18 protein-coding genes are annotated in these 24206 nt (G+C 61.2%); 9 read left to right on the top strand and 9 right to left on the bottom strand.

What is annotated here, in order from left to right:
• Positions 1–204 precede the first annotated feature (204 nt).
• The 3 genes from holA to leuS are packed head-to-tail and all read right to left on the bottom strand — an operon-like array spanning position 205 to position 4373.
• Positions 205–1239, bottom strand: coding sequence for a DNA polymerase III subunit delta (gene holA, locus ABID16_RS19175; RefSeq protein ID WP_354557963.1), 1035 nt, complete (start codon positions 1237–1239; stop codon positions 205–207).
• Positions 1240–1246: 7 nt separating this feature from the next.
• On the bottom strand, positions 1247–1756 hold the full coding sequence (lptE, locus tag ABID16_RS19170; RefSeq protein ID WP_354557962.1) for an LPS assembly lipoprotein LptE: 510 nt from the start codon (positions 1754–1756) through the stop codon (positions 1247–1249).
• Entirely contained in the window at positions 1743–4373 is a 2631-nt protein-coding gene (gene leuS / locus ABID16_RS19165; RefSeq protein WP_354557961.1) for a leucine--tRNA ligase, read from the bottom strand. Before leuS ends, lptE begins: the two co-directional genes overlap by 14 nt.
• Before the next feature lie 186 nt (positions 4374–4559).
• Between leuS and ABID16_RS19160 the strand changes: the two genes are divergently transcribed.
• Both ABID16_RS19160 and ABID16_RS19155 read left to right on the top strand, forming a co-directional pair.
• On the top strand, positions 4560–5237 hold the full coding sequence (locus ABID16_RS19160; protein WP_354557960.1) for a YggS family pyridoxal phosphate-dependent enzyme: 678 nt from the start codon (positions 4560–4562) through the stop codon (positions 5235–5237).
• A gap of 103 nt (positions 5238–5340) precedes the next feature.
• Positions 5341–7254 (top strand): propionyl-CoA synthetase, encoded by a 1914-nt coding sequence (locus ABID16_RS19155; RefSeq protein WP_354557959.1) that lies wholly within the window; start codon positions 5341–5343, stop codon positions 7252–7254.
• A 110-nt stretch (positions 7255–7364) separates the two neighbouring features.
• Here the strand turns inward: ABID16_RS19155 and ABID16_RS19150 are convergent, their stop codons facing one another.
• Entirely contained in the window at positions 7365–8066 is a 702-nt protein-coding gene (locus ABID16_RS19150; protein ID WP_354557958.1) for a DUF1013 domain-containing protein, read from the bottom strand.
• Between the two features lie 315 nt (positions 8067–8381).
• Between ABID16_RS19150 and acs the strand changes: the two genes are divergently transcribed.
• A complete protein-coding gene (acs, locus tag ABID16_RS19145; RefSeq protein WP_354557957.1) occupies positions 8382–10334 on the top strand; it encodes an acetate--CoA ligase in 1953 nt (650 codons plus the stop codon).
• A 51-nt stretch (positions 10335–10385) separates the two neighbouring features.
• Here acs and ABID16_RS19140 read toward each other — a convergent pair whose 3' ends face one another.
• Together ABID16_RS19140 and ABID16_RS19135 are read right to left on the bottom strand one after the other, a co-directional pair.
• Positions 10386–10769, bottom strand: a complete 384-nt coding sequence (locus tag ABID16_RS19140) for a thermonuclease family protein (RefSeq protein ID WP_354557956.1) — start codon at positions 10767–10769, stop codon at positions 10386–10388.
• Between the two features lie 126 nt (positions 10770–10895).
• Positions 10896–11114, bottom strand: a complete 219-nt coding sequence (locus ABID16_RS19135) for a DUF1674 domain-containing protein (protein WP_354557955.1) — start codon at positions 11112–11114, stop codon at positions 10896–10898.
• A gap of 122 nt (positions 11115–11236) precedes the next feature.
• Here ABID16_RS19135 and htpX point away from each other — a divergent pair, with 122 nt between their 5' ends.
• From htpX to purH, 4 genes are all read left to right on the top strand, one after another.
• Positions 11237–12193, top strand: coding sequence for a zinc metalloprotease HtpX (gene htpX / locus ABID16_RS19130; protein WP_354557954.1), 957 nt, complete (start codon positions 11237–11239; stop codon positions 12191–12193).
• Positions 12190–13572: an RsmB/NOP family class I SAM-dependent RNA methyltransferase gene (locus ABID16_RS19125; protein ID WP_435532447.1), complete on the top strand. Its 1383-nt coding sequence runs from the start codon at positions 12190–12192 to the stop codon at positions 13570–13572. The genes htpX and ABID16_RS19125 overlap by 4 nt, the downstream gene beginning before the upstream one ends.
• 211 nt (positions 13573–13783) lie before the next feature.
• Positions 13784–15481 carry a heparinase II/III family protein gene (locus tag ABID16_RS19120; RefSeq protein WP_354557953.1) on the top strand — a complete coding sequence of 566 codons (1698 nt, stop codon included), beginning with the start codon at positions 13784–13786 and terminating at the stop codon, positions 15479–15481.
• A gap of 106 nt (positions 15482–15587) precedes the next feature.
• On the top strand, positions 15588–17204 hold the full coding sequence (gene purH / locus ABID16_RS19115) for a bifunctional phosphoribosylaminoimidazolecarboxamide formyltransferase/IMP cyclohydrolase (protein WP_354557952.1): 1617 nt from the start codon (positions 15588–15590) through the stop codon (positions 17202–17204).
• A 104-nt stretch (positions 17205–17308) separates the two neighbouring features.
• On the opposite strand, the gene hisC is transcribed toward purH, so the two are convergent.
• Together hisC and ABID16_RS19105 are read right to left on the bottom strand one after the other, a co-directional pair.
• Positions 17309–18373: a histidinol-phosphate transaminase gene (gene hisC / locus ABID16_RS19110; RefSeq protein WP_354557951.1), complete on the bottom strand. Its 1065-nt coding sequence runs from the start codon at positions 18371–18373 to the stop codon at positions 17309–17311.
• Between the two features lie 3 nt (positions 18374–18376).
• On the bottom strand, positions 18377–19291 hold the full coding sequence (locus ABID16_RS19105; RefSeq protein WP_354557950.1) for a polyprenyl synthetase family protein: 915 nt from the start codon (positions 19289–19291) through the stop codon (positions 18377–18379).
• 111 nt (positions 19292–19402) lie between these two features.
• Between ABID16_RS19105 and mtgA the strand changes: the two genes are divergently transcribed.
• A complete protein-coding gene (mtgA, locus tag ABID16_RS19100; RefSeq protein WP_435532446.1) occupies positions 19403–20176 on the top strand; it encodes a monofunctional biosynthetic peptidoglycan transglycosylase in 774 nt (257 codons plus the stop codon).
• 160 nt (positions 20177–20336) lie between these two features.
• Positions 20337–20522: a 50S ribosomal protein L32 gene (gene rpmF / locus ABID16_RS19095; RefSeq protein WP_016556742.1), complete on the top strand. Its 186-nt coding sequence runs from the start codon at positions 20337–20339 to the stop codon at positions 20520–20522.
• 134 nt (positions 20523–20656) lie between these two features.
• Here the strand turns inward: rpmF and pyc are convergent, their stop codons facing one another.
• Positions 20657–24118, bottom strand: coding sequence for a pyruvate carboxylase (pyc, locus tag ABID16_RS19090; protein ID WP_354557949.1), 3462 nt, complete (start codon positions 24116–24118; stop codon positions 20657–20659).
• Between the last annotated feature and the right edge of the window lie 88 nt (positions 24119–24206).

Here is a 24206-nt window from a genome sequence, read left to right as displayed (position 1 = left end):
CATCGGCGCGCTCGTCCAAACAATCCAACCAGACGAATGTGCGAACTATCTCGAAAACGCCGGATATGTTTCCGTTAAAAGGTGAAACGCTCTAGCCGGGTTTTTGTTACGATAACGTAACGACTTCGACACTCATGGAGGAATGGGACCGAAACACGCGGCGAAGGTTAGATCGCGGCAGCGCAGCGGCGTGCCATTTCCACCCTATTTTCTGATCACGGATTGTTGGGTCAGAGACAGGAGAAGTTGCGCGGCCACGCTTTCGGCGATCTGCGGATTCCTCTGGCTTGTCAGAACCATCGTCTGCAGGCGGGAAAGTTCCCGAGTGAGCTTGGCGGCCGTCCACACCGAAAGCGCCTGTGTGATGACGTTGCGGCGTTTGAAGAAAATGTGCTTTCCGTGAGTCTGGATGACCTGGCTTGCCGATTGGCGGGATCTGTCCATTTCGGCGCGCAGCATATCCAGCATCTGGAACTGCCGCAGCACCGCGTTCAAGACTTGGTAAATCGCTGTTTTTGCGGAAATCAAAGCCTCCAGAGCCGCGATCATTGCGTTGGCGTCGCCGCCCAGAAGGGCGTCGATGAGGTTGTCGAGCGAGGTTTCGCTAACGTCACCGATAATGTCGATAACGTGCCGTTCATCGATCTCTGGTTCCTTGGCACAATAGAGCGCGAGTTTGCGGATTTCGCCGCGGCTCGCGCGACGATCCCCACCCAGGTTGGCCAGCAGCCTTGCGCGCGCTGCGGGTGTGATCCGCTGCCCGGTTTCCTTCAGAATGTCGTCGATCAGCCCGTTGAGGCTTGCCTGATCGTCGGCATAGCAGGGGACCGAGGCGATACTGCGCGCGGCTTCGGCCGCTTTCCGCAGAGCCGAGCCCTTCTTCAGATCGCCGGCCTCGATGATGAGATAGGCTTCCAACTCCGTTGCCGCCAGAGCCGCGATGCCATCGACTAACGCCTTTTCATTGGCGGCATTGCGAACCCAAACGAGTTTTTCGCCACCGAACAGCCCGATGCTCTGCATCTCCTCGATAAGTCGCCCCGGCGCTTTCTGAAGGTCCGAGGCCTCGATTTTTGTAACCGCGAAAGGATCGCTGAGCGGTATTCCGGTGCGCGCCGCCGCGGCTTCAGCCCGTTCGGAGACAAGCCCCCGATCAGGGCCGAAAATGACGATGATGCGCGGCAGGGCGGAGCTTGACCGCAAAAGGCGTTCGAATTCCTGCGGCTTCAGCTCCGACATGGGCTGATCACTTGGACAAAGCAGATGCGATGTCGAGCTTCAACACTTCCGCAAGCTCGCGGGCGGCGCGGTCTTCTGCGTCCCGGATCGCACGGACCTGGGCAAATTGCTGGCTCGTGTAGTCGAGTTGTGCGTCCATGCGTTGAGCGCCCTGTTTGATGAGCTTGCCGTCACGCGTCAGAGTGTAGCTGGCAGACAGTGTCACGCGTCCGGGCTGCGGCAGATTCGACGAAATCTGCGAAAGATAGTTCACATTACTCGAACTGACACGGAGAGTCAGCTGGTAAACGGGGTTTGACGGCTCGCCGGCTCCGCCGGAAAGCAGGAAGATCATCTGGTTGCGGACGGCCTGCTCGACGCGGTTCGTCGGTTCGGAAATGCCGACGCTCGCGAGTTCACCCGTGATGCCGGCCTTGCCATAGAGCGGCTGAACCTGGCAAGAACCGAGCCCTAGCGCCGAGATCAGAACAGCACCCACAAAAGCGCGTCGAAACAGAGGTTTATCAAACGACGACATTGACGATCCTTTGCGGTACGACGACGATCTTCTTCGGTTTTGCGCCGGCCAGCGCGCTCGTCACGAAATCGAGCGCAAGCACGGCGGCCTCGACGTCACTCTGAGACGCGTCGCGCGCGATTGTCAATTCGCCGCGCTTCTTGCCGTTGACCTGAACAGGCAGCACGACGGTGTTTTCGACGACGAGGCTCTCCAGATAGGTGGGCCATGCCGCGTCAGAAACGAGACCCGTGCAGCCGATTTCCTTCCAGCATTCCTCGGCCAGATGCGGCATGATCGGGGCGAAGAGCTGGACGAGGATCTGCGTGGCTTCACGCAGGGCGCCGGCATAGGCTTCGTCGACCTTTTCGTTGGCTGCCTTGGTTAGCGGTGCTGCAAGGGCGTTTACGAGCTCATAGACGCGTGCCACGGCCTTGTTGAAGCCGAGGCGATCGTAGTCGTTGGCAACGGCCAGAAGCGCCTTGTGGGCTGCCTGTGAGACCGGGAGGGCCTCGCCTGACGTTGCAGGTGCAGGATTCGCGCCGCGAAGCGTAGGCGCTGCTTCCGAAACCAGACGCCAGATGCGCTGAACGAAGCGATGGGCCGCTTCGACGCCTGCTTCCGTCCAGATCACGTCGCGTTCCGGCGGCGAGTCCGAGAGCATGAAGAAGCGGGCGGTATCAGCGCCATAGGACGCGATGATATCGTCCGGATCGACCACGTTCTTCTTGGACTTCGACATCTTCTCGATGGAGCCGATGGTGACTTCTTCGCCGGACTCGACGTGGAAGGCGCGGCGGATGCCGTCCGTTTCCTCGAGACGGATTTCGGAAGGCTGGACCCAGGTTCCGTTGCTGCCCTCACCCAGCTTGTAGGTTTCATGCACGACCATGCCCTGCGTGAAGAGGCCCTTGAAGGGCTCTTTCAGGTTCACATGGCCGGTTTCACGCATCGCGCGGGTGAAGAAGCGCGAATAGAGCAGATGCAGGATCGCATGTTCGATGCCGCCGATATACTGGTCGACCGGCAGCCAGGCGTCTGCCGTGTCCGTGATCACAGGTTCGTCGGCATGCGGCGCGGTGAAGCGGGCGAAATACCACGACGAATCGACGAACGTGTCCATCGTGTCCGTCTCGCGCCGGGCATCCTTGCCGCAATGCGGGCATTTCACGTTGCGCCAGGTCGGATGACGGTCGAGCGGGTTGCCCGGCTTGTCGAAATTGATGTCGTCGGGCAGCTGGACCGGCAAGTCCTTCTTCGGAACCGGCACGACGCCGCAATCGTCGCAATGGATGACCGGGATTGGGCAGCCCCAGTAACGCTGGCGGGAGATACCCCAGTCGCGCAGGCGGAAATTCACCTTGCGCTCGGCCTGCGGCTTGCCGCCGAGCATGGTCGCGCTCAGGCGGTCGGCGACTTCCTGGAAGGCATCCGCCGTGGACTTGCCGTCAAGGAAGCGCGAATTGATCATCACGCCGTCGCCGTCATAGGCGGTGTCGCCCACGGTAAAGGTCGCGGCATCTCCGCCTTCCGGCATGACGACCGGCACGACCGGCAGGTCATACTTACGGGCGAAATCCAGGTCTCGCTGATCGCCGGAGGGGCAGCCGAAGATCGCACCCGTGCCGTAGTCCATCAGCACGAAATTGGCGACATAGACCGGCAGTTCCCAAGAGGGATCAAAAGGATGACGGACCTTCACGCCCGTATCCATGCCCTTCTTTTCAGCGGTTTCGAGGGCGGCCAGCGAGGTGCCGGCGCGGCGGCATTCCTCGGCAAAGGCTTCGACGGCAGGGTTGCTTGCGGCCACGTATTTTGCCAGCGGATGGTCAGCGGCGATTGCCAGGAAAGAGGCGCCGAACAGCGTGTCCGGGCGCGTCGTGTAGACGGTGACGTCGCGGAATTCTTCCGGCAGCTCGTTGCCGACGGTTTCCCAGCGCAGCGTCAGGCCTTCCGAGCGGCCGATCCAGTTCTTCTGCATCAGCCGGACCTTTTCCGGCCACTGATCCAGCTCATCGAGCGAATCGAGCAGATCCTGCGAGAAATCGGTGATTTTGAAGAACCATTGCGTCAGCTCACGCTGCTCGACCAGCGCGCCGGAGCGCCAGCCGCGACCGTCGATGACCTGCTCGTTGGCAAGCACCGTCTGGTCGACCGGGTCCCAATTGACCTTCGACTGCTTGCGATAGACGAGGCCCTTGTCCAGGAAGTCGAGGAAGAGGCTCTGCTGGCGCTGGTAATATTCCACGTCGCAGGTGGCGAATTCGCGCGACCAGTCCAGCGACAGGCCCATGGATTTCAGCTGGCCGCGCATGGTGGCGATATTGGCGTAGGTCCATTCCTTGGGATGGATCTTGTTCTGCATGGCGGCGTTTTCCGCCGGCATGCCGAAGGCGTCCCAGCCCATCGGGTGCAAAACATTATAGCCGCGTGCACGCTTATAGCGCGCCACCACGTCGCCCATGGCATAGTTGCGCACATGGCCCATATGGATGCGGCCCGAGGGATAGGGGAACATCTCGAGCACGTAATATTTGTCGCGCGGATCGTCGTTGTCGGTTTTGAAAATCTCGCGCTGGTTCCATTCCGCCTGCCAGCGGGGTTCAGCGTCGCGCGGGTTATAGCGTTCTGAGGCCATGATTCGACTGTTCCGATAGATCAAGAATTTGGGGGCGACCTTCATCATGAAATGCCGGAAGCGTCAAGTTTTTCGGGCATTTCGGTGAAGGCGGGAATGGTGGCGCGGCAAAAAGGAACGTACGAGGTTCCAAATTCGCGCGGTCCATCATAAATGGGTGCTAAGGCAGGCAAAGGGAAGTGTGGCATGGAACTTCAGGATAGGCTGAACGCGGTAAAGGCGGAAATTGCAAAGGCGGAAAAGGGTGCTGGCCGCGAGCCGGGCTCCGCAATGTTGGTAGCCGTGTCGAAGACATTCGAGGCGGATGAAATCCGCCCTGCCCTGGATGCCGGCCAGCGCGTGTTCGGCGAAAACAAGGTTCAGGAAGCCAAGGCCAAGTGGCCGGGCCTGCGCGAGGCGTTTTCCGGCATCGAGCTGCATCTGATCGGGCCGCTGCAATCCAACAAGGCGGGAGACGCCGTGGCGCTTTTCGATGTCATCGAGACGATTGATCGCGAAAAGATTGCCCGCGCCATTGCCGAGGAAATGGCCAAGCAGGGTCGCCGGCCAGAGCTCTATGTGCAGGTCAATACGGGACTAGAGCCCCAGAAGGCTGGCATCGCGCCGGATGACACGGTCGATTTCGTCAATCTCTGCCGCGGCGAACTGTCGCTTCCCGTTGTCGGTCTCATGTGCATTCCGCCGGCGGATGAGAATCCGGGGCCACATTTTGCTCTTCTCGCCAAGCTTGCCGGTAAATGCGGGCTTTCGAAGCTCTCGATGGGCATGTCGTCGGACTACCAGACCGCCATCGAATTCGGAGCGACGAGCGTTCGGGTCGGCTCGGCGATCTTCGGTAACCGGGCCTATCAGCAGCACGCATAGGGCAGTCTGCATCTATTGGCCTTTTGTCGGGGTTCTTTGACGCTTTTGTGTCGAGTAGACTTTGCCTCCTGAAGCGCGACTGGGAACGCGCCGGGAGGATATCATGCGTCAGGGATATGAGGCCGCTTATGCGGCGTGGAAAACCGATCCGGAAGGTTTCTGGATGCGGCAGGCAGAAGCCATAGACTGGTTCGAGAAGCCGAAAATGGCTTTCGATCCGTCAGCCGACGTTTACGGTCGATGGTTTCCGGATGGTGTAACGAACACCTGCTACAATGCGCTCGACCGCCATGTTGCAGCCGGGCTTGGCGACCGCAACGCATTCGTCATCGAAAGCCCGATCACCGGCCGCTCCTCCGCCATCATCTATTCGGAAGCACTGGCAGAGGTGAAGGCGATTGCGCTCGCGATGCGCTCGCTTGGCGTGGAGAAGGGCGATCGCGTCATCATCTATATGCCGATGATCCTTGAGGCCGTGCTCTCCATGCTCGCCTGCGCGCGGCTGGGTGCTGTCCATTCCGTCGTCTTCGGCGGCTTTGCCGGACCGGAACTCGCGACGAGAATCGATGACAGCAAGGCCAAGCTCATCATTTCGGCGAGCTGCGGCATAGAGCCGGGTCGCGTCGTGCCCTACAAGCCGATGCTGGACGAGGCGATCGAACTTGCTCACCACAAACCGGCGGCCTGCCTGCTTTACCAGCGACCGGAATTGTCCGCACCGCTGACAGATGGGCTGGATCATGATTTCGAAGCGCTGGTCGCGAAGCATCGTGGCGGCGAGATCGACTGCGTGCCAGTCGCCGCGACCGATCCGCTTTATGTCCTCTACACGTCCGGAACGACCGGACAGCCCAAGGGCGTGGTGCGCGACAATGGCGGCCATCTCGTCGCGCTCCACTGGAGCATGCGCAATTTCTATGGCGTGAAGCCGGGCGAAACCTTCTGGGCGGCCTCCGATATCGGCTGGGTCGTCGGGCATTCCTACATCGTCTATGGGCCGCTGATCTCGGGCAATACATCCGTGCTCTTCGAAGGCAAGCCCATCGGGACGCCGGATGCCGGTACATTCTGGCGTGTCATCCAGAAGCACAATGTCACCGCCTTCTTCACCGCGCCAACGGCGTTTCGCGCCATCCGCAAGGAAGACCCGACCGGTTCATTCCTCAAAGACATTCCGATGCCGTCGCTGCGCACCCTGTTCCTGGCCGGTGAGCGGGCAGATCCGGATACGATCAAGTGGGCGGAAGAGCATCTCAAGGTCCCGGTGGTCGATCACTGGTGGCAGACGGAAACGGGCTGGGTGATTGCCGGCAATCCGGCGGGGCTTGGCCTGCTGCCGGTGAAATACGGGTCTCCGACAGTGCCGATGCCGGGATACGACGTGCAGGTTCTGGATGATGCGGGGCATGCCGTGCCGGCCGGTACACTGGGCAACGTCGTCGTGAAACTCCCCCTGCCCCCCGGTAGCCTTCCGACGTTGTGGAATGCCGACGAGCGGTTCCGGCACGCCTATCTCGAGGAGTTTCCGGGCTACTACAAGACGGCCGATGCCGGCTATATCGATGAGGACGGCTATCTCTTCATCATGGCCCGCACCGATGACATCATCAATTGCGCCGGCCATCGTCTGTCGACAGGCGCGATGGAAGAGGTTTGCGCCAGCCATCCGGATGTGGCGGAAGCCGCCGTCATCGGCGTGCAGGATGACATCAAGGGTCAGGTGCCTTGCGGCTTCCTCGTCCTTAACAGCGGCGTGACGAAGCCTGAGCGGACGATCGAGAAGGAAGTGATCGATCTCGTCCGCCATCACATCGGCCCGGTTGCGGCCTTCAAGCTTGCGACTTGCGTCAAACGCCTGCCGAAAACGCGCTCAGGCAAGGTGCTGCGCGGGACGATGCAGAAGATTGCCGATGGCGAGACCTGGAAGATGCCGGCAACGATCGAGGATCCGGCGGTGCTGGGAGAAATCGAGGCGGCGCTGAAGGCGCATGGCCTGCCGCATCCGCATGTGCTGTAAGCATCTCTTGTAAGGTTGGGCTCACGCTCGGTTTCACGTGAATCAGCGGTATTCTGGCAACAAAAAACCCGGCGATGGCCGGGTTTTCTTTTCCAAAATTTTGAAAACGCTCAGAAATTGTCTTCGTCTTCGTCGTCGTTGCGGGTCGACTTGAGCGACTTGAGCTTGGCGAAAACGGCGTCCGCGTCGAGCGACTTTTCTTCCGGCTGGTCGTCGCCATAAGGGTAGCGCTCTGTTTCGCGTGCCGGCTGGAGCGTCGCGCCGAGTTCTTCAGCTGTCGGCAGCGGACGCCCCTTGGAGGCCTTTTCGACTTCGAGGTCGAGATCGATCTGCGAGCAGAGGCCGAGCGTGACCGGGTCCATGGCGGCCAGGTTTGCCGAGTTCCAGTGCGTGCGTTCGCGGATCTGTTCGATGGTCGACTTGGTCGTACCGACGAGGCGCGAAATCTGCGCGTCCTTCAGTTCCGGATGGTTGCGAACGAGCCAGAGAATGGCGTTCGGACGGTCCTGACGCTTGGAAACCGGCGTGTAACGCGGGCCCTTGCGCTTGGATTCAGGCACGCGCACCTTCGGCTCGGACAGTTTCAGCTTATGCGCCGGGTTACCTTCGGCGCGAGCGATTTCCTCGCGCGACAGCTGGCCGGTGGAGATGGGATCAAGGCCCTTGATGCCCTGCGCGCTTTCGCCGTCAGCGATGGCTTTCACTTCCAGCGGATGCAGCTTGCAGAACTGCGCAATCTGCTCGAATGACAGGGCGGTATTGTCGACAAGCCAGACGGCGGTCGCCTTGGGCATCAGCAATTGTTGGGCCATGCATAGAGTCCTTCAGTCGTCCGCGCCGGTGTCGCGGGCCGTGGTAGTACCACTCTTGATTTCCGGGATATGGAAGGTCGTATAGCCGTTTTGGCGCATAATTGCAATTCTGCTTGCGACAAATGACCAAAGTCGCATTGATAGCTTGATTTTAGATGATAAAAGTCGATTCAAGCGGGTCGGAGGTTGCCCGTCGCTGGGGTGGAGGCTTCATTTCAAGTATCCGGCTCAGCAACAGGATCTGCGTGATGTCCATCGGGATCGCCGGCAGGCGAGAGGGCATGCACGTTTGCGAGGAGTTTCGGAGGAGCGTTCATGTCAGGCACGACCTATCCCGTTTTGAAGACCGCGAAGGCGCGGACCTTGATCGACAACGACAAGTATCTGAAGTGGTACAAGGAAAGCTCCGACAATCCGGAGAAGTTCTGGGCCAAGCACGGTACCCGCATCGACTGGTTCAAGCCTTTCACAAAGGTCAAGAACACGTCGTTCACCGGCAAGGTGTCGATCAAGTGGTTCGAGGACGGGATCACCAACGTCGCCTATAACTGCATCGACCGCCACCTTGTGTCGCGCGGCGATCAGGTCGCCATCATCTGGGAGGGCGACAACCCGTATGACGACAAGAAGATCACCTATCGCGAGCTTTACGATCAGGTCTGCCGGCTCTCCAACGTGCTGAAGTCGAACGGCGTCAAGAAAGGCGACCGCGTCACCATCTACATGCCGATGATCCCGGAAGCCGCCTACGCCATGCTGGCCTGTGCACGCATCGGCGCGATCCACTCCATCGTCTTCGGCGGCTTCTCCCCGGACGCACTCGCGGGGCGTATCATTGACTGCCAGTCGACTTTCGTCATCACGGCGGACGAAGGTCTGCGCGGCGGAAAGACCGTTCCGCTCAAGCACAACACTGACCTCGCGATCGAAATTGCTTCGCGCGCGGGCGTCGAAGTCGACAAGGTTCTGGTCGTTCGCCGCACCGGCGGCAAGACGGAATGGTTCGACACGCGCGATATCTGGTACCACGAGGCGACGAAGGCCGCGAAGCCGGATTGCCCGCCGGCCAAGATGAAGGCCGAAGATCCACTCTTCATCCTCTACACGTCGGGTTCTACGGGTAAGCCGAAGGGCGTGCTGCACACGACGGGCGGCTATCTCGTCTATGCCTCGATGACGCATCAATATGTCTTCGACTATCAGGATGGCGACATCTATTGGTGCACGGCAGATGTGGGCTGGGTCACGGGCCATTCCTATATCGTCTACGGGCCGCTGGCGAATGGCGCGACGACACTGATGTTCGAGGGCGTGCCGAACTATCCGGATGCTGGCCGTTTCTGGGATGTCGTCGATAAGCACAAGGTCAACATCTTCTACACTGCGCCGACTGCGATCCGTGCGTTGATGGGTGCGGGCGACCAGTTCGTGAAGCGCGCCTCGCGCGCCTCGCTGCGCACCATGGGTTCGGTCGGCGAGCCGATCAACCCGGAAGCCTGGGAATGGTACTACAACGTGGTTGGCGACAAGCGTTGCCCGATCGTCGATACCTGGTGGCAGACGGAAACGGGCGGCGTGATGATCACGCCTCTGCCGGGCGCGACCGACCTCAAGCCGGGCTCGGCAACACGGCCCTTCTTCGGCGTGAAGCCGCAGCTGGTCGATTCAGAAGGCAAGGTTCTGGACGGTGCGACGGATGGCAATCTCTGCATCACCGATTCCTGGCCGGGTCAGGCTCGCACGGTCTATGGCGACCATGAGCGTTTCATCCAGACCTACTTCTCCACCTACAAGGGCAAGTATTTCACAGGCGATGGCTGCCGCCGTGATGAGGATGGCTATTACTGGATCACCGGCCGCGTCGATGACGTGATCAACGTGTCCGGCCACCGCATGGGCACGGCGGAAGTCGAATCCGCTCTCGTCTCGCACGACGCCGTGTCGGAAGCAGCTGTTGTCGGCTATCCGCATGATCTCAAGGGTCAGGGCATCTATTGCTATGTCACGCTGATGAACGGCCATGACGGCAGCGAGCAGCTGCGCAAGGATCTCGTAGCGCATGTGCGCAAGGAGATCGGGCCGATTGCTTCGCCGGACAAGATCCAGTTTGCGCCCGGCCTGCCCAAGACCCGCTCGGGCAAGATCATGCGCCGCATTCTGCGCAAGATTGCTGAGGACGATTTCGGTTCGCTGGGGGATACATCGACACTTGCCGATCCGACCGTGGTCGAAGACCTGATCGAGAACCGTCAGAACCGCAAGGGCTGAACAGGTTATCAATCATCCGCGAAGACCCGGCCTGTGCCGGGTCTTTTGCGTTTATGACGAAGGGCATAGCGGATGCTCCTTGTGGCCGCCATCGTATGGCTGGACGAGGTTTTCAAGGATCAGCGTGCTTGCCGCATCCTCCCCATCCTCAAGGCCGAGATTGGCGACGACGCGGCCGAAATACTTGTCGCCACCGATATCTGTCAGCAGGACTTTGTTTTGCCCGCCGATCATGCCCGAAAGCCTGTCTTTCGCGATCTCCGCTCTCACCCGTTCTGCCGCACATTTCGAATGAATCTCCGGCGCATCGATGCCACGCAGACGCACCAGAACATCGACGCTCTGCTGCGGCCAGGGATAGGCGCGCACCTCGACCGTATCGCCATCCAGAACGCGCAGAACATCCGCAGCGATGGGGCCCTTGATCTGCCGCATGGCAAAATCCATCGCCCCGACAGACGAGGTCAAACTGAGGAGGATAGCGGTGGCGACGACGATTCGGATCATGAATAGGAATATATACTTATTCATGCCGGCAGAAAATAGGAATAATTACCGATTTTAGAAATCGATGGCGCGGCCCTTGATTTCCCAGTCGCCAAAGCGGGCCGGGTCTGCGCCGCCTCGCCCGCCGACTTCCCTGGGCTGCTCGGTCTGCTTCTCGGCCTGACGCCGGGCTTCCGCCTCCGCCAGCGCGCGCAGAGCGGCCGGCGAGAGCTTCTTCTTCGGTTCCACCGGGGTTTCGGTCGAAGTCTCGATCTGGGCGCGTTCGTCGGTCATCGCAGTCTCATGATATTGAAGTTCAGGCCTCTGATCTCCATCATATAAGGACATTTTCGCCTCGGCAAAAGGACTTGCGCGGGCGATCGATGTCTCTGGACACGCCGTTACGAGGAACGACGATGAATACGATGAGAACCGCCATGTTGCTCGCCTTCATGACCGCCCTGTTCATGGCGGTCGGATTTGCGCTGGGCGGCAAGGTGGGCATGATGATCGCGTTTCTGGTGGCTGCAGTGACAAACCTGTTTTCCTGGTGGAATGCAGACAGCATGGTTCTGCGCATGTATGGCGCGCAGGAGGTCGATGCGGCAAGCGCGCCCGAATATTACGCCATTGTGCGCGACCTTGCGCAGCGCGCGGACCTGCCTATGCCGCGCGTTTATATCATCCATTCCGATCAGCCGAACGCCTTCGCGACCGGGCGAAATCCGCAAAATGCGGCCGTTGCGGCTTCTGTCGGTTTGCTCAATGCCCTGAGCCGTGAGGAAGTCGCCGGCGTCATGGCGCATGAGCTTGCCCATATCGAACACCGCGACACGCTGACCATGACGATCACGGCGACGCTCGCCGGTGCTATCTCCATGCTCGGCAATTTCGCCTTCTTCTTTGGCGACCGGCGCGAGAACAATGGTTTCGGCATCGTCGGTACACTGATTGCCATGATTGTCGCGCCTTTTGCCGCGATGCTGGTGCAGATGGCGATCAGCCGGACGCGCGAATATGAGGCGGACCGTCGCGGGGCGGAGATTTGCGGGCAGCCGCTCTGGCTGGCGTCTGCCCTGCGCAAGATCGAGGCCTATGCGCATCAGGTGCCGAATGTTCAGGCCGAGCATAATCCGGCGACCGCGCATATGTTCATCATCAATCCGCTCTCCGGCGAGCGAATGGACAATCTCTTCTCGACGCATCCCAACACGGATAATCGTGTCGCCGAGCTCGAAAAAATGGCGGCGGGTAGCAGTTTCGGATCGACGCCGCCGCGTCCGACTGCTAATCCGACGCGCAATGCGCGATCCGTACCGAGCGTGTCTTCGGGTGCGGGGCGGCCAAACTCATCCAAAGGACCCTGGTCTTGACGTCAAAACCGGTCCGGCCGAAGCCGGGCTCCGCCTCTCGTGGCGCTATCAAAACTTCAGATAAACCGGGTCTCGCCGCGCGTCAGGCAGCCGCGAGGCTGCTGGCAGCCGTTATCGACAAGAAAGCCTCGCTCGATGGCATGCTCGACCAGACGGGCGGCAATCCGGCCTATATGGCGCTCTCGCCGGCAGACCGGGGCCTCGTGCGGGCCATTCTGAACACCGCGTTGCGCCATTTGCCCCGCATTGAGGCGATGATCGGCTCGTTGCTGAAGACGCCACTGCCGGACGGCGCGCGGGCGCTTCAGCATGTTCTCGCCGTTGCCGCGGCGCAGATTCTCTATCTCGACGTTCCGGATCGCGCTGCCGTCGACCTTGCGGTTGAACAGGCGAATGAGGACCCGCGCAACAAGCGGTTTGCCAGTCTTGTGAATGCGCTGCTTCGCCGGCTCTCCTCCGAGAAAGAACGGCTTCTCGGAGAGGTTGGGGCTTCGGTCCCTGCCCTCCCCGAATGGTTCCAGAGCCGACTGGCGGCCGTTTACGGCCCGGATGCGGCGCTGGCGATTGCCGAGGCGCATCTCGCTCCGGCCGCCATCGATCTCACCGTAAAGTCCGATCCGGAAGGCTGGGCAAAACGGCTCGGCGGTGTTGTCTTGCCGACCGGGAGCGTCCGGCTTGCAGATTACGAGGGCGCTGTCGTCGATCTGGAAGGTTATGCGGACGGCGAATGGTGGGTGCAGGATGCGGCCGCTGCGATCCCTGCGCGGCTTTTCGGCGATCTTCAGGGCAAGCGTGTGGTCGATCTCTGCGCAGCACCGGGTGGCAAGACCGCGCAGCTCATCCAGGCCGGTGCCAAAGTCACCGCGCTCGACATGTCGGCCAATCGTCTGAAGCGGCTTCAGGAAAATCTGGATCGTCTGCGTTTCGAGGCAAAGCTGATCGAGGGTAATGCGGGCGAATATAAGCCGGCCGAACTGTTCGATGCGGTGCTTCTCGACGCGCCCTGTTCCTCCACCGGGACCGCCCGCCGCCATCCGGACGTTCCCTGGACCAAGGGCCTGGACGATGTGCGCAAGCTTGCGGGTGTGCAGGAACGGCTGCTGCGCCACGCACTAACCTTGGTCAGGCCGGGCGGAATTGTCGTCTTCTCCAATTGTTCGCTCGACCCGATCGAGGGCGAGGACATGATCGAGGGCCTGTTGCGGAGTATGCCAACCGTGTCCCGCGTTGCCGTTCAGGCTTCGGTTTTGCCGGGTCTCGCTGAAGCGATCACGGCCAAGGGCGAGGTGCGGACGACGCCCGCGATGCTCGCCCGCGACACAACGGCGGCGAGCGGCATGGATGGTTTTTACGCCTGTGTGCTGAAGCGCGACAGCTGATGCCGGACGTTGTCTCCGGATTGGCTAATTTACCATCAACAGCTCTTCCCTGCGTCCTGAATTGACGCAACGTCGGATTATGCCTAGGAATCCTGTTCGGATGCGCAAATGTTGCAGGTGACAACCTGGAACGGTCGCGCTGATCTTCTCGCAATTGAGAACGCATAGCCGCTCCGCGCCTTCGCGGAAATTGTTGTAGAGTTCTGTCAGTATGGCGCCATTGGGCCGCAAGATTCTGTCTACCCTCTACATGAGGAGCGGCATCCGCCAAGTCCATCAGGCGGCAAATGGTGGCGTTTTCCGTTTCCGCCAGACCTTCAGGAAGGCGCCGGAAAAGCTGCTCGTCGCACCCACCGACCTGCGCGCCTCTGACCCCTTCATCGCCGAGGAAATCTTCAACGGGCGATTTACGCTGGCTGGCCGAACGCTCGACGCCAGCAACGAATCGGTTTTCGATCTCGATCCGCCCTCGCCCGAATTCCAGACACGTCTGCATTCCTTCGTCTGGCTTCGCGATTTTCGCGCGACGAAGAGCGACAAGCATTACCAGCGTGCGCAGGAATTGACGCAGGACTGGATCGCCCGCCATCGGTGGCCTGACGACAGCCCCGTCTGGCGGCCGCAGACGGCAGCAATCCGGCTGATGTCCTGGCTTTCACACTCGCCTGTGATCCTGAAGTCGGCACAGCTTGGTTTCTATCGCCGGTTCCTGAAGAGCATCGGTATGCATGTCGATTATCTCCGCTCGGTCGCCCCCACGGCGGGCGACGGCCTGGAGATCATGCGCATTCGCATTGCGCTCGCCATGGCGAGCCTGTCGCTGCCCACCACGCTTGCTGCCGTGCAGCGCGCCGGGGCCAGCCTGGACCGCGAACTCGACCGGCAGGTGCTTCCCGACGGCGGGCATATCTCGCGCAATCCCCGCGCCATACTCGATCTCCTGATGGAACTGCTTCCGCTGAGGCAGACCTATGTGAACCTCGGCTATGAAATGCCGTCGCGGGTGATCCCGGCGATCGATCGCATGTTTCCGGCGCTGCGCTTCTTCCGCCACCAGAGCGGCGAGCTCGGCCTGTTCAACGGAGCGACGGCGACGCTGGCGACCGAGCTTGTCGCCGTGCTGCGCTACGACGAGTCCGCTGGCCAGCCGTTCCGCGCGATGCCTTATATGCGCTATCAGCGCATTGGCACGAGCAGCACGGCGATCATCGTCGATACGGGCTATCCCATCACGCAGGAAACCTCGACGCACGCACATGCCGGTTGCCTCTCGTTCGAATTGTCATCCGGTGGGCATCGTCTGATCGTCAATTCCGGGGCACCGATTTACGGACCGGAGGACTATCGTCAGCTGGCCCGTTCGACTGCTGCGCATTCAACGGTGACGCTGAACGATACGTCCTCCCACAGCTTCGGCCGGCTTTCCGGCATGGGAACAGTGGTGACGGGCGGGGTCAAGCGCGTCGAGGCGACACGCAAGGAAGATCCGCAAGGCGAAATTCTCGTTGCAAGCCATGACGGCTATCTCGACAAGTTCGGCGTCTATCACGAGCGCAGCATCCAGCTCCACCCAAGCGGCACGATCATTCGTGGTGGCGATCGATTCATGGGCAAGGGCGGCGCGGAGCCTCCGGAAAATTGCGGTTTTCAGGCCACGGCGCGCTTCCACATCCATCCTTCGATCCAGATCCGGCCGGTGGATGAAAACGAGGTCCTGCTGGTCGCGCCCGACGCGCAGACGTGGTCGTTTACCTGTATCGACGCCACAATCGAGGTGGGCGAAGACGTGTTCTTTGCCGATTCCTCCGGCATTCGCGGTTCGCGCCAGCTGGAGATTGTCTTCGATGTCGGCAAGCTGCCGGAAATCGGCTGGCGGCTGGAGCAAAAGGGTCGCCTAAAAGCCCGATAATTCGCCCTCTTGCGGTTTTCCGGGACGCGCAACTGTGCTAGGGCGCGGGCAACATGCGCCCCGCGTGAACGGAGCGCTCTTTCCGCCGTCGCAAGAGGTTGAGCCCATGGCTGTCGTTTCCAAGAAAATTCCCGCTCCCGACAAGGTTCGCGTCAAGACCGCGCTTCTGTCCGTCTCCGACAAGACCGGCATTGTCGAGCTCGCCGGGGCGCTGGTGGAACAGGGCGTTGCGCTGCTCTCCACAGGCGGTACGCATAAGGCCATTGCCGATGCGGGCCTCGCTGTGAAGGATGTATCGGAACTCACCGGCTTTCCGGAAATCATGGACGGCCGCGTCAAGACGCTGCATCCGACGGTTCATGGCGGCCTGCTCGCCATTCGCGACGACGAGGAGCACAAGGCGGCCATGGCCGCCCATGGTATCGTCGATATCGATCTCGCCGTGATCAATCTCTATCCGTTCGAAGAGGTTCGCTCCAAGGGTGGCGACTATCCGACGACGGTCGAGAATATCGATATCGGCGGTCCGGCGATGATCCGCGCGTCCGCGAAGAACCACGCCTATGTCACCGTGATCACCAATCCCGCCGACTACGACGCCCTGATCGGCGAGTTGAAGGCGAATGCGGGTTCGACGTCCTATGATTTCCGCCGCAAGATGGCCGCTGCTGCTTACGCCCGCACGGCGGCTTACGATGCTGCGATCTCGAACTGGTTCGCCGATGAACTGAACCTCGGGATGATGCGTCATCGCGCCATTGGCGGCGTGCTCAAGGAAGAGATGCGCTACGGCGAAAACCCGCATCAGGCGGCCGGCTTTTACATTACCGGCGAAAATCGCCCCGGTGTTGCGACGGCAGCGCTTCTGCAGGGCAAGCAGCTTTCCTACAACAATATCAACGACACGGATGCCGCTTACGAGCTGGTGGCCGAGTTCCGCGCCGAGCAGGGTCCGGCCTGCGCCATCATCAAGCATGCCAACCCCTGCGGCGTGGCAACGGCCCCGAGCCTTGCGGACGCCTATCGCCGGGCACTCGCCTGCGACAGCACCTCGGCCTTTGGCGGCATCATTGCGCTGAACCAGGAACTGGATGCCGAAACCGCGCGGGAAATCGTCAAGCTCTTCACCGAGGTCATCATCGCCCCGTCGGTGAGCGATGAGGCCAAGGCCATCATCGCCGCCAAGCCGAACCTGCGCCTGCTGGCGGCCGGTGGCCTGCCGGATCCGCGCAAGGGCGGGATCACGGCCAAGACCGTTTCGGGTGGCCTGCTTGTCCAGTCGCGCGACAATGCGATGGTTGAGGACATGGCGCTGAAGGTGGTGACGAAGCGTGCGCCGACGGCGCAGGAACTCGAAGACATGAAGTTCGCCTTCCGCGTCGCCAAGCATGTCAAGTCGAATGCCGTGGTTTACGCGAAGGACGGCCAGACGGCGGGCATTGGTGCCGGCCAGATGAGCCGCATCGATTCCGCCCGTATCGCCGCCATCAAGGCCGAAGAGGCCGCCAAGGCTGCCGGCTGGGCCCAGCCGATGACCAAGGGCTCTGCGGTGGCTTCCGAGGCTTTCCTGCCCTTCCCCGATAGCTTGCTTTCCATGGTCGCCGCCGGCGCCACCGCGTTGATCCAGCCGGGCGGCTCGATCAAGGATGCGGACGTGATTGCGGCGGCCGACGAGGCCGGCGTCGCCATGGTCTTCACCGGCATGCGGCATTTCCGACATTGATGCCTGGCTAACGAACGACGTAGTTCAAGCAAAAGGGGCCTTCCGGCCCCTTTTTCGTGAATTCCTGTCAAGCGTGATTCACGTGAAACCACAGTTATCTGACATCAGCGGTTAGCCAGGATGTCATCCAGTGACTCGATGAGGCGGTCGCATTCCGCTTCAGTGCCGATGGAGATGCGCAAATAGGGGTCGATGCGCGGCTTGGCGAAGTGGCGGACCAGGACAGCGCGGTCGCGGAGCTTTGCTGCCAGATCCGTACCGGCAAAGTCCGGATGCATGGCGAAGACAAAATTGGCGAGCGACGGCAGGACGCGGAAACCGCGCTGTTCGAGGCCCGAAACGACGCGCGTGCGGCTGTCGATGATGCGATTGCGGCAGGTCTCGAACCACTCCACATCCTCGATGGCCGCTGTGGCGGCGACCTGCGCCAGCTTGTCGAGCGGATAGGAGTTGAAACTGTCCTTGACGCGCTCCAGCGCATCGATCAGCGGGCGCTGACCGATGGCGAAGCCGACGCGCATGCCGGCGAGCGAGCGCGACTTGGAGAAGGTCTGAACGACCAGCAGGTTCGGATATTTCCGGGTCAGAGGAATGGCGCTGTCGCCGCCGAAATCGACATAGGCTTCGTCGATCACCACCGGCTGGTCCGGATGGGCGGCGACGAGCGCCTCTATCTCGGAGAGCGGCAGACCGATCCCTGTGGGGGCATTCGGGTTGGGCAGGATGATCGCGCCACAGGGCTGGCCGTAATCCGATAGCCGGATTCCAAAGTTCTCATCGAGCGGCACCTGCCGGCTCTCGATGCCATAGAGCAGGCTGTAGACCGGATAGAAGCTGTAGGTGATGTCCGGATAGAGAAGCGGCGCGTCGTGGTTCAGCAGGCCCATGAACGTATGCGCGAGAACCTCATCCGAGCCATTGCCGACGAACACTTCGCCGGCGTCCACGCCGTGCAGGCGGGCAATCGATTCTCTCAGTTCCAGCGCGACCGGATCGGGATAGAGCCGGAGACGGTCATCTGCGGCGTTGCGGATCGCATCCAGCGCCTTGGGCGAGGGACCATAGGGGTTCTCGTTGGTGTTCAGCTTCACCAGATTGGCGATGCGCGGCTGTTCGCCGGCGACATAGGGCTTCAGCGTCGAGACGATGTGGGACCAGTATTTGCTCATCAGTCAGTTTTTCCGGTTCGCAACAAAGCGGGCGGCGGCTTTCAGCACGTCGGTCTTCTCGCCATAGGGTGAAAGCAGGGTTTCGGCCTCGTCGACAAGTCGATCCAGCCGGGCGCGCGTCCAGTCGATGCCATGGAGCGCCGGCAGCGTGCCCTTGCCCTTGGCGGCGTCCTTGCCGGCCGCCTTGCCGAGCGTGGCGCTGTCGGCGGTCAGATCGAGAAGATCGTCGGCGAGCTGGAAGGCAAGGCCGATCTTGCGGCCGAATTCGGCCAGTCTCGCGGTGTCCTCCTTCGAGGCACCGGCAAGAATGGGGCCGGCTTCGCAGGCAAAGCGGATCAGCGCGCCGGTCTTCATCGCCTGAAGGGTGACGATGCCGGCTTCGTCCGGTGTCTTTGTTTCGGCTTGCAGGTCAAGCATCTGGCCGCCGGCCATGCCGCCGAGACCGGAGGCACGCGCGAGTTTCAGCGTCAGCGCGACCTTTGCCTCTGCCGGAAGAGCGGTCGCCGTGTCTGCGAGAATATCGAAGGCATAGGTCAACAGCGCATCGCCGGCGAGGATCGCTGTTGCCTCGTCAAATGCCTTGTGGACCGTGGGCTGGCCGCGGCGCAGGTCGTCGTCGTCCATGGCTGGCAGGTCGTCATGGACGAGCGAATAGCAATGGATGCATTCCAGTGCTGCCGCGACGCGGAGCGCTGCCTCTGCCGGGCCGTCAAAGAGACGCGCTGTCTCCAGCACCAGAAACGGGCGCATGCGCTTGCCGCCATTGAGCACGCCGTGGCGCATCGCGGCCATCAGGCGCTCGGGGCGCGCCGTTTCGTCCGGCAGGATGCCGGTGTCAAGCAAATCGGACAGGAGTGTCTGTACGGATTGCGCTGCGGCGTGCAGCCGCTCATCGAAAATTGCGTCTGGTGCTATCATGCCTTTTCATTTGCACTTCGTTTTCGTCGTGGCAATGGCAGGCAAACCGCTTGGCCGCAAAATTTTCTCCGCCACTGGAATTGGCGAACATCAGGCGTTATGCATTTTGTCATGGGGATGATGGAAGACGAAATCCCGGCGCCAGCTGAGAGCGAACGCCAAGAGGCAGAGGTGAGAACCCGCAAGCGACTGATCGACTGGATCTGGCCGCGTGGGCCTCTCTGGCTTCGCGTTCTGAGGCTTCTCTTCGTCGTTCTCCTGCTTCCCTACGCGCTGATCCTTCTCTACTGGCTGCCCTTCGTTCATCCTGTATCGACGCTGATGGTTTCCGATCTGGCGCTTTTCAGAGGCTATGATCGGCGCTGGGTGGATCTGGAGAAGATCGCGCCCGTGCTCGTCAAATCGGTCATGATGTCGGAGGATGGGCAGTTCTGCAGCCATTACGGTGTCGATCTCGTTCAGCTGAAAGGCGTGATCGATGATGCACTCAATGGCGAAGAGACGAGGGGCGCGAGTACGATCCCCATGCAGACGGTGAAGAACCTCTATCTCTTCAACGGCCGTTCCTTCATCCGCAAGGGGTTTGAGCTGCCGCTCGCTTTTGCCACCGATTTTGTCTGGTCGAAGGCGCGGATCATGGAAGTCTATCTGAACATTGCGGAGTGGGGGCCGGGCATCTACGGCATCGAGGCGGCCGCGCAGACCTATTTCAAGGTGCCGGCTTCAAAGCTCTCGGCAAGCCAGGCGGCGTTGCTCGCCGCTGCTCTGCCCAATCCTTACGTTCGGGTGCCGAACAGGCCTTCGCGGGGCATGCGCGCTATTGCCGGCATCATCGCGCGGCGGGCGGCGGCGTCCGGTGAGTATGTGCGCTGCGTCTACCCATGATCGGCGGATGTGACCGCATCGCGACAAAAATTGTTGCGGGGTCTAGCCAAAGTCCACAGCTTTATGTATAAGCGCGCCAATTTCCGACATCGGCAATGTCCATACGGCCAGTCAAACCGGCCTGTGACAGAGCTTTGCCTGACACATTGGAGTACGTTAAATGGCTGTTCCGAAAAGAAAAACTTCCCCGTCCAAGCGCGGCATGCGCCGTTCGGCCGATGCGCTGAAGGCTGCGACCTACGTTGAAGACAAGAATTCCGGCGAACTTCGCCGTCCGCACCACATCGACCTGAAGACCGGCATGTACCGTGGTCGTCAGGTTCTGACGCCGAAGGAAAGCGCATAAGCGCTTCCCATCTGCTGATGGATTAGAAGCCGGCTTTCGAGCCGGCTTTTTTGTTGCCCTGAAGACAGTTACGACCAAAGAAAAACGCCGCGCACCCGAAGATGCGCGGCGTTCTCAGTCGAATCTGTCGCGTCTCAAGCGCCGTAAACGATCAGCAGGTCCTTGGCGTCGATCTGGTCGCCGGTGCGCACCAGAACTTCGGCAATCGTGCCGTCCTTCTCGGCGTGCAGCGCGGTTTCCATCTTCATCGCTTCAATGGAGAGCAGCACGTCGCCGGCCTTGACGGCCTGGCCCGAAGAGACGGCGACCGTCGAGATGACGCCCGGCATCGGCGCGCCGAGATGGGCAGCATTGCCGGCTTCCGCCTTGCGGCGGATGGCACCGCCGGAAGCGCCGTGCGCGCGATCCGGCACCTTGATGCGGCGCGGCTGGCCGTTGAGTTCGAAGAAGACGGTGACCATCCCCTTCTCGTCCGTCGCGCCTTGCGCCTGGTTCAGGATGACGAGTGTCTTGCCTTTTTCGATATCGATAAAGACCTCTTCACCAACTGGTAGGCCGTAGAAATAGGTCGGCGTCGGCAAGGCAGACACCGGACCGTAGAGTTCCGAGGCGGCGGCAAAGTCTGTGAAGACCTTCGGATACATGAGATAGGAGGCGAATTCGTATTCCGAAATCTCGCGTTCCAGCTTCTCTTCGATCGCCTTGCGCTCTGCGGCGAGGTCGGCGTCTTCGAGCAGCGAGCCCGGACGAACCGTATAGGCGGCATCGCCCTTCAACGCCTTCTTCTGCAGCACTTCCGGCCATCCGCCCGGAGGCTGGCCCAGATCGCCCTTGAGCATCGAAACGACCGATTCCGGGAATGACACGTCCTTGGCCGGGTTCTCGACATCTGCGACCGTCAGGTCCTGGCTCACCATCATCAGCGCCATGTCGCCGACCACCTTGGAGGAGGGCGTTACCTTGACGATATCGCCGAACATGCGGTTCGCATCGGCATAGGCCTGCGCCACTTCGTGCCAGCGGGTTTCGAGACCGAGCGAGCGGGCCTGTTCCTTGAGGTTGGTGAACTGGCCACCCGGCATTTCGTGCAGATAAACTTCAGAGGCCGGACCCTTGAGGTCGCTTTCAAAGGCGGCGTACTGGTTGCGAACGGCTTCCCAGTAGAAGGAGATGCGGCGGATCCAGCCGGTATCGAGGCCCGGATCGCGTTCGCCACCCTTCAGCGCCTCGACAATCGAGCCGAGGCAGGGCTGCGAGGTGTTGCCGGAGAGTGCATCCATTGCAGCGTCGACAGCGTCGACGCCCGCATCGACCGCCGCCAGCACTGTCGCGGCAGCAATGCCGGACGTGTCGTGCGTGTGGAAGTGGATCGGCAGGTCGGTCGCTTCGCGCAGGGCCTTGAAGAGCATGGTGGCGGCCGCCGGCTTCAGGAGGCCCGCCATATCCTTCAGCGCGATGATATGTGCGCCGGCGCGTTCCAGCTCGCGGGCGAGCTCGACATAGTATTTCAGGTCGTATTTCGGACGCGCCGAGCTCAGGATATCGCCGGTATAGCAGATGGCTGCTTCGCAAAGCTTGTTCTCTTCCGCCACGGCGTCCATCGAGACGCGCATGTTTTCGACCCAGTTGAGGCAGTCGAAGACGCGGAAGAGGTCGATGCCGCCGGCGGAGGCCTGCTTGACGAAATGCTTCACCACATTGTCGGGATAGTTCTTGTAGCCGACGCCGTTGGCACCGCGCAGCAGCATCTGAAGCAGCAGGTTCGGCGCGCCTTCGCGGATGAGCGAGAGACGCTCCCACGGGTCTTCGGTGAGGAAGCGCATGGAGACGTCGAAGGTCGCGCCGCCCCAGCATTCGAGCGACAAAAGGTTCGGCAGGGCGCGGGCATAGGTGCCGGCGATGCGGGCGATGTCATAGGTGCGCATGCGGGTTGCGAGCAGCGACTGGTGGCCGTCGCGCATGGTCGTGTCGGTCATCAGCACGCGCTTTTCGGCGCGCATCCATTCACCGAAGCCCTTCGGGCCGAGCTTGTCTAGCAGCTGCTTCGTGCCGTCCGGCACCGGGCCGTCGATGAAGGGGAGGATGGGGGCCGCGGCATCTTCCGGCGGTCGGGCGCGGCCCTTGGCTTCCGGATGGCCGTTCACGGTCACGTCGGCGATATAGGTCAGCAGCTTTGTGGCGCGGTCCTGGCGCTTGACCTGCTGGAACAGTTCCGGCGTCGTGTCGATGAAGCGCGTCGTATAGCTGTTATCGCGAAATTTCGGGTGGCCGATAATGGCTTCGAGGAAGGTAAGGTTCGTCGCCACGCCGCGAATACGGAATTCGCGCAGCGCGCGCTCCATGCGGTGGATCGCCTCGTCCGGGTTGGGTGCCCAGGCGGTTACCTTTTCCAGCAGCGGATCGTAGTAACGGGTGATCACTGCGCCTGAATAGGCCGTGCCGCCGTCGAGGCGGATGCCGAAGCCGGTCGCGCCGCGATAGGCGGTGATGCGGCCATAGTCCGGGATGAAGTTCTGCTCCGGGTCTTCGGTGGTGATGCGGCACTGCAGCGCATGGCCGTTGAGGCGGATGTTTTCCTGCGCGGGAACGCCCGATTCCGGCGTGCCGATGGCGAAACCGTCCAGAATGTGGATCTGCGCCTTGACGATATCGATGCCGGTGACCTGTTCGGTGACCGTGTGTTCAACCTGGATGCGCGGATTGACTTCGATGAAGTAGAACTTGCCGGTATCTGCATCCATCAGATATTCGACGGTGCCCGCGCCGATATAGCTCGTCGCTTCAGCGATGCGAAGCGAGTAGGCGGCCAGTTCCGCGCGCTGCTCGGCTGAAAGGTACGGGGCAGGAGCGCGCTCGACGACCTTCTGGTTTCGGCGCTGGATCGAGCAGTCGCGCTCGAAAAGGTGGACCACATTGCCATGCGTGTCGCCGAGAACCTGGCTTTCGACGTGGCGGGCGCGCTCGACGAGCTTTTCGAGATAGACTTCGTCCTTGCCGAAGGCGGCCTTGGCTTCGCGCTTGCCTTCGTTGACTTCACGCAGCAGGTCATTCGGGTCGCGAATGGCGCGCATGCCGCGCCCGCCGCCGCCCCAGGAGGCCTTGAGCATGACCGGATAGCCGATCTCTTCTGCCAGACGCTTGATCTGTTCCGGATCGTCGGGGAGCGGATCGGTTGCCGGAACGACCGGAACACCGATCGAGATTGCGAGATTGCGCGCAGCAACCTTGTTGCCGAGCTGGCGCATCGTCTCGGGCTTGGGACCGATGAAGATGATGCCGTTTTCGGCGCAGGCTTCCGCAAATTCCGGGCTTTCGGAGAGAAGGCCATAGCCCGGATGGATGGCATCCGCGCCGGAAAGCTTGGCAACACGGATGATCTCGTCAATCGAAAGGTAGCTTTCGATGGGACCCAGATCGCGTGCAAGATGCGGCCCGCGACCAACCTGATAGCTTTCGTCCGCCTTGAAGCGGTGAAGCGCCAGCTTGTCTTCTTCCGCCCAGATCGCCACGGTCTTGATGCCGAGTTCGTTTGCAGCGCGGAAGACGCGGATTGCTATTTCAGACCGGTTTGCGACGAGAATTTTGGAAATCGTCAAGGCAGTTCCCCATTTTTGGCAGCTCCCATGCTGCACCCGCTAACAAATTGTTAGCTGCTTGCGAGGGGAAGTTCAACGGGACTCTTTG

The sequence above is a fragment of the Limnomicrobium aquaticum genome, assembly GCF_040545545.1.
Taxonomy (GTDB): Bacteria; Pseudomonadota; Alphaproteobacteria; order Rhizobiales; family Rhizobiaceae; genus Ensifer_A; species Ensifer_A aquaticum.
The sequence above is the reverse complement of the archived record's forward strand: the minus strand, read 5'-3'. Positions and strand labels throughout refer to the sequence as shown.